Genomic DNA, 6,084 nt, shown 5'->3' on the forward strand with positions numbered 1-6,084 from the left:
GGCGTCGTCTCGGACTTCTCGATCAGTACGTCGAAGCGGCCGCGGGTCTCGTGCACCGCGCCCTTGAACGGCGCGTCGAGGCGCGACGGCGACACCGAGCCGGGGGCGTGCAGGACGAACCGGAGCCGGACCTGGCCGTGCCAGCCCTGGCCGGGCGCGGGGTTCTTCAGGGTGTTGCGGAAGCGGAACTGGCGGCTGTTGGTCTCGTTGTGGGTGTGCCCGAGGCTGAGGGTGTCGTCCAGGCCGCCGACCAGCTGCCCGGTGTCGGTGCCGCCCTGACCGCGGAAGCGGCCCGGCGTCGGCAGCTGGCCGGACCAGGTGACCACGTCCTGCCGCACCTGGGTGGTGTCGGTCTCGGTGCCGTAGTGGAATTCGGTCTCGGCGGTCTCGCCGGCCGGGTTCATCATCCGGCCGGGCCGCGGGCCCTGCCGGGTGTCGGCTTGGGCGGCTTGGGTGCCGAGCGGTTCGATGAAGGCATGCACCTCCAGGCGGCCGCCGGGCACGCTCTCCAGTTCGTGCACCAGCGGCTGCTTGTTGGTCATGCCGTGCAGGTTCGCCTGGACGAGTTCGACGGTCAGCCAGGTGTTGGTCTCGTTCATCGCCCGGTGCGCCTGCCCGCCGTACGCCTTGCCGAAGGCGGCCTGCATGGGCGCGCTGGTGACGAAGTCGGTGATGGTCCGGGTCGCGGGTCCTCCGTCCGGCGCGGGTCCGCCGTCCTGCGGCGGCCGCGGGGCCGGCGGGGTGTCGTCCGGGATCAGCCGCAGGTTGGTGACGACGTCGGAGCCGCTCAGCGCGCGGCTGGCCAGCACGCGCGGCGGACCGGTGGGCCGGGGCGGCGGGCGCAGGGTCGAGGGGCCGGGCAGCGGGGAGAGGGTGTCGCGGGCTTCCTCGGCATCGGCGTCGGCGTCGGCGTCGTCGATCGCGGAGTGGTCGGTGATGTCGCGGGTCGGCACCACCACCTGTGCCCGGTACGCGACCGGGTGGCGGTGCGCGTTGTCCGGATCGCCGCTCAGCCGGTGGGTGATGACCGCCTGGACGGTGCCGTGGAAGCGGGTGCCGGGCTCGGTGGTCTGGCCGCCGCTGATCTGGCGGTCGGCGCGCTGGTTGGTGAGCGCCCACTGGTGCTCCCGGGAGCCGAGCAGTGCCGCGGTGTCGCTCGCCTTCGGGTGCGCGATGTTGCCCTGCACACCGGCCAGGTACGTGGTGCGGCCGTCGACGAGGGAGCCGACCGCGTTGGTCGGGTCGGAGCTGTGCTCGAACTCGTACTTCTTGGTCTCGTCCTTGAAGTGCAGTTCGGAGCGCGGCGAGGCGCCGTCCAGTTGCAGGGCGACGGTCAGGGTCCGGCCGAAGCCGAGATCCACCACGTGGGTGATCGGGCGGCCGCCGCGCAGCATGCCGGGGACCTTGGGGCGGATGCCGTCGTCGGAGAACAGCGCGGTGATCCGCTCCCGGTTCTCCTCCCAGCCCTTGGGGCCGGCCTCGCGGATGACCAGGTCCCGGATGTGGGCGAGACCTTCGTCGTCGGAGCGGAACTCTTCGACCACGTCCATACCGCCCAGGACCAGCCGGTTGCCGATCCGGGCCGGCAGCGGCGGATCCGGCGGCTTGGGTGCCTTGGGCGGGGTGGGCGCCTTGAGCGGCTCGGGGTCCGCCTTGCGTTCGAGCGGCTGGCGGTCCAGCGGCTTCTGCCCGGTGTCCTTCGGCGCGGCGTGTGGGAGCAGCCCGGGCCGCTCGGGCTGCCGCACGTCGTCGGGCTGCTGGGTGATCTTCGGCTTGGGCGGGGTCAGCTCGTCGGACCGCTGGTCCTCCGCGTCGAGCGCCTCCTCGGTCTTCTGCTGGGTGCGCAGCGGGGTGGGCGGCTCGATCTCCTCCTTCGGCTCCGGCAGGGCGAAGCGGGCCCGGTAGTCGGCCATCAGGGGTGCGGGGTCGGTCAGACCCCAGCGGGCGAGGTCCCGCTGCGCGTCGGCCAGGTCGCGCCGCGTGCCGGTGCTCGCCCCGGGCGTCGAGGCCGGGCCGAGGGCGGCCTGGTGGGCGTTGAACCTCTCGACGTAGGTGTCCCACGCCGCGATCCGGCTGCCGGGCGCCCCTTCGCGGGACTTGCCCTTGGCGGCGGTGGGGGCGACCCCGTGCGCCCGCTGCTGCAACTCCCGGTCCCAGGCGTTCCGTTGGTCGTGCGGCAGCGGCGCCAGCCGTGGCTGCGGCCGCGGTGGAGGGGTGCCCTCGTTCGGCGGCGGTTCCCGCTGCGGTACCGGCTCCTGCTCCAGCTCCTGCTTCGGCGGCGCGCTCGAACTGCTGCTGGACGACTGGGCGTCGAGCGGGACGGGCGGTACGGCCTCGGGGTCGTCGTTGAGGCCGCCGCCGCGCATCAGCAGCGGATCGCCGTTGTTGGCGATCCGGCCGGCGATGTGGAACGACTGGTGCTTGAGCGGTTCGTTGAGCCGGTGCTGCGGCAACTGCTCGAAGTGCTCGCGGACATCGTCGGTGTCGGCGTGCAGATCCGGCCGTCCGAGCTTGTTCAGCTCGGAGTTGACGCCGTGCACCAGTTCGGACTGCCGGCCCGGGTCGAGCCGCGGCACGGTGTCCGGCACCGGGGGAGCCGGGTGGTGGAAGTCGCTGCTGTCCGTGGTCGGCAGGTGCACGGTGTCGTCGGTGACCGTCGCGTCCGGCTCCGACCGGTCCGACCCCGTACGTACCGGCGGCGGCTGTGTCTCCGGTTGCGTTCCTGGCTGGCGGCCCGGAGCCGTACCCGGCGCGGTGCCCGGTTCGTGGGTCCCCGGGCCGGAGCTGGTCGGCAGCGGTGTGGCGGCGGTGTGCTCCGAAAAGACCGCGGGCGGGACGGTGTTGAGGTGCGGGGAGGAGAGCGCGGTGTTCCCGACGACCGCGTTCTTGAAGGTGAGCGCCGAACTCTTCAGGCCGGAGCCGAGGAAGTGCGCGTTGACGTGCAGCACATGGCCGAGCCGGCCGCCCACCGCGCCGGACAGGCCGGTGGCGAAGCTGGTGGTGAACTTGCCGGTGGTGAAGAGGTTGTAGAGCCCTTCCGAGATGTTCTGGTGGCCGGCTTCCACCACCGTCATCGAGCTGTGGAAGGCCAGTTTCCGGCCCCAGTCGGTACCGAGGGTGTCCGCGACACCGTGGGACAGCCCCCGGCGCAGTCCGTCGGCGTCCTTGGGCAGGCCGGCCAGCGAGGTGTCGAGTTCCTTGGCGAGGTTCTTGCGGCCCAGGTTGTTGAGGAAGGTGTCGGCCCAGTTCTCGCCGACCGAGCGGGCCGCGTCGGTGTCCAGGCCGCGCAGGTCACGGGCGAAGAGGTTGCCGATGTCGGTGCGGAAGGCGTCCCGGGTCGCGTCGTTGATGCCGGTGAAGGCGGTCTTGTCGACCAGATTCCCGGTGATGTCGGAGAAGTCCCGGCCGAAGTCGGGGCCGACCGGGCCGGAGCCCGGGCCGTGCGGGTCCGGCTCGTCGCCGAACCGGCCGGCACCGCCGGGCGGCGGCTCGTGCAGGTCGTCGGCGGTGTTCCGCCCGAGGTTCCGCGCGCCGTCGCCGCCGACGTCACCGGCCAGGTCCTTGGCGATCGGCTTCGGCACCGGCGGCTCGGGGAGGTCGTGCTCCAGACCCTTGAAGAGGTCCTTCGCGGTGTTGCGGCCGATCCCACTGCCGAGCGCCTTGGCGAAGAAGCCGCCCAGGAAGGGGACGAAGGGCGAGATCGCGCCCTGGACCGCGCCGAAGCCGACCGCTTGCTTGAGGAAGTCCGAGCCGTGCGAGGTGGTCTTGCCGTCGAGGGACAGCGACCAGCGCACCAGCACGTCCATGGCCGCGCCGAGGCCGATGTTCAGCGCCTCGTGCTCGGCGATCAGCGCGATCAGGCGCAGGATGACGCTGCGCAGGATGAGCCGGTAGAGCCCGCGCAGGAAGCTCTGCTCGATGAGCGCTTCGATCGGGTTGAAGATGGCCAGCACGAGGGTGATCGCCCACTCGATCAGGAACTCGACCACCTGCGCGATGATCATCCGGTTCATGTAGTCGACCTGGTAGGCCGACTCGTGCCCGAAGTCCGCCATATTGGCGGCGGTGTCCTTGAGGTTCTTGATCGCGTCCGCGCCGTCCCCGGAGGCGAAGGTGGACATCGCGTCGACGTACGCCTTGCTCCACTTGCCGTCGACCGAGCCCGCCACCGACGTGGTGATCCGGCCGAGCTCCGACTGGAGATCGGTCAGGGCGCTCACCAGGGCGGCGTTGGGCTGTTCCACGGCAGCGCGGATCGCCGCCGACTTGGCTCGCGGGATGTGCATCCCGGTGAGCATGACGACGATTCCGTCGAGGAAGGGGTCAACGGCCACGGGTCAGCGCCGCCCCCCGCCGCCTTCGTTGTGGATGGCGGTGAGCGCGTCGTCCTGGGCGCCGTGGAAGTCGCGGCCGGAGAAGAGGGTCTTGGCGCCGGCCTCGGTGATCGCGTCGGCCAGCGAGTGCAGGGCGTCGCGCAGGTCGGCGTGCGGCTGCACGTACTTCTCCTTGAACGTCTCCGCGGTCTCGTCGCCGCTTCCCCACGGCGGGTCGTTCAGGTCGTAGTGCGTCGCGTCGTCGTAGTTCTGCGCGAGCAGCTTGGCGTGCTGGCCCACCTGGTCGGTGACGCCGCCGCCGGCCACGACGTCGCTGGGGATCGCGGCGAACACGTTGTCCTCAGACACGGTCGGTCACTCCTCCGGTGTCGAGCGGGCCGCCGGGGGCCCGCAGCGGGTCGAGCAGCCGGTCCAGGCCGAGACCGTCGAGCCGGTCCACCGGCTCCTGGGCGGGACCGCCGGTGCCGGTGCCGCGGGCGGCGCCGACCGCCTCGTCGAAGCCGGCCCGGACGCGCAGCGCCAGTTCCTCCCGGGCCACCCGCATCACCTCCAGCACGCTGGCGGCCAACTCCTGCCCGGACATGGCCTTGTGCTTGTTGTCGATGAACCGCAGCGCCTTGGGGCCGCCGTCGGCGCCGACGGTCACCTCGACCGCCCGGTCCCGGGACCTGACCGTCACCTCGACCGTGGCGATCTGCTCCCTGGCCTGGATCAGGGCCAGCCGCTGCTGTTCGAACTCGGCCAGCGCCTGGTCGAGTTGCTGTTGCAGCTCGTCGTTCACGATGTCCTCCCTCCGTACGGCCCGTGCCGCGGCCCCTCGTGCGGTTGTCCGCCACGCCCCGGCGCGGCTCCGGGTGCCGCGGTCAGCGGCCGATGGACGCCGGCAGGCCCTCCTCGCCGGTGCCCCAGACGTCCTCCTCGTGGTCGGACCAGCTGGAGCTCTGCGTGGAGGGGCGGCGCGCGCCCTGGCTCTGGCGCCCCTGCCCGGTGGTCGGTGTCCGGCTGGGCAGCTCCTCCGGGTCCTCTTCCTCCTCCTCGAAGACCTCTTCCGGTGGCGCCACCTGCTGCTGGTAGCCGCCGCCCTGGATGAAGGCACCGTCGGAGTCGTGCTGCTGGTACGTCTCGCGGACCCGCTCGCCCTGTCCCTGGCCGCCCTGCTGCTGGCCCATCCGCGACATTCCCATCATCATCATCATCGGCGACATCATCGAGCTCAGCCCGGCGTCACCGGCCCCCGCGGGGGTGGCCGCCACGCCGTCCGGCAGTCCGCCGCCGGCCTCGGCCGCGCTCGCCGCGGCCGTTGCCGGGCTCGGCACGGTCTGGAACTGGCCGCCCGGGCCGGAGATGCTGCTGCTGCCGTCGGGGAAGTGGGTGGTGGTGAAGCCGCTGCCGTCGGTGGTCGCGTGGGCGCCGGACGGGAAGTGGGTCACGGTGCTGCCGTCGCCGTTGTGCAGGGTCAGGCCGCCGGGGTCGCCGGTGGTCGGCAGATGGGTGGTCGGCAGGCCGGTCCCGGTGCCGAAGTGGGCGGGCGGCAGGCCGCCCAGGCCCAGGCCGCTGGTGCCGGTGGCGTTGGTGGCGGTCACCGAGCCGTCCGGGTTGACCGTCACCGAACTGCCGTCGGGGTAGTGGGTGGTCATCGCGCCGCCGGAGCCGATCGTGGTGGTCGATCCGTCCGGGTTGACCAGGCTCTGGCCGCTGCCGAGATGGCTGGTGACGGTGTGGCCGTCGGCGGTCGTGGTGGTGACCGTCC

The 6,084-nt window shown here is 72.4% G+C and carries 3 protein-coding genes and 1 pseudogene; all 4 read right to left on the minus strand.

All coding sequences use genetic code 11. The features are described from left to right. The coding region (locus tag GA0115240_RS10200) for a hypothetical protein (RefSeq protein WP_141708795.1) at nucleotides 1–4,334 on the minus strand (4,334 nt) is incomplete at its 3' end. Nucleotides 4,335–4,337: 3 nt separating this feature from the next. Next, nucleotides 4,338–4,682, minus strand: a complete 345-nt coding sequence (locus tag GA0115240_RS10205) for a hypothetical protein (RefSeq protein ID WP_093736348.1) — start codon at nucleotides 4,680–4,682, stop codon at nucleotides 4,338–4,340. Further along, entirely contained in the window at nucleotides 4,675–5,115 is a 441-nt protein-coding gene (locus GA0115240_RS10210; protein WP_093736349.1) for a hypothetical protein, read from the minus strand. Before GA0115240_RS10210 ends, GA0115240_RS10205 begins: the two co-directional genes overlap by 8 nt. Nucleotides 5,116–5,197: 82 nt before the next feature. Next, nucleotides 5,198–6,084: pseudogene (locus GA0115240_RS36785) on the minus strand (hypothetical protein); the annotation flags it as partial.

The sequence above is a fragment of the Streptomyces sp. DvalAA-14 genome (genome assembly GCF_900091855.1).
In the GTDB taxonomy this organism is placed as follows: domain Bacteria; phylum Actinomycetota; class Actinomycetes; order Streptomycetales; family Streptomycetaceae; genus Actinacidiphila.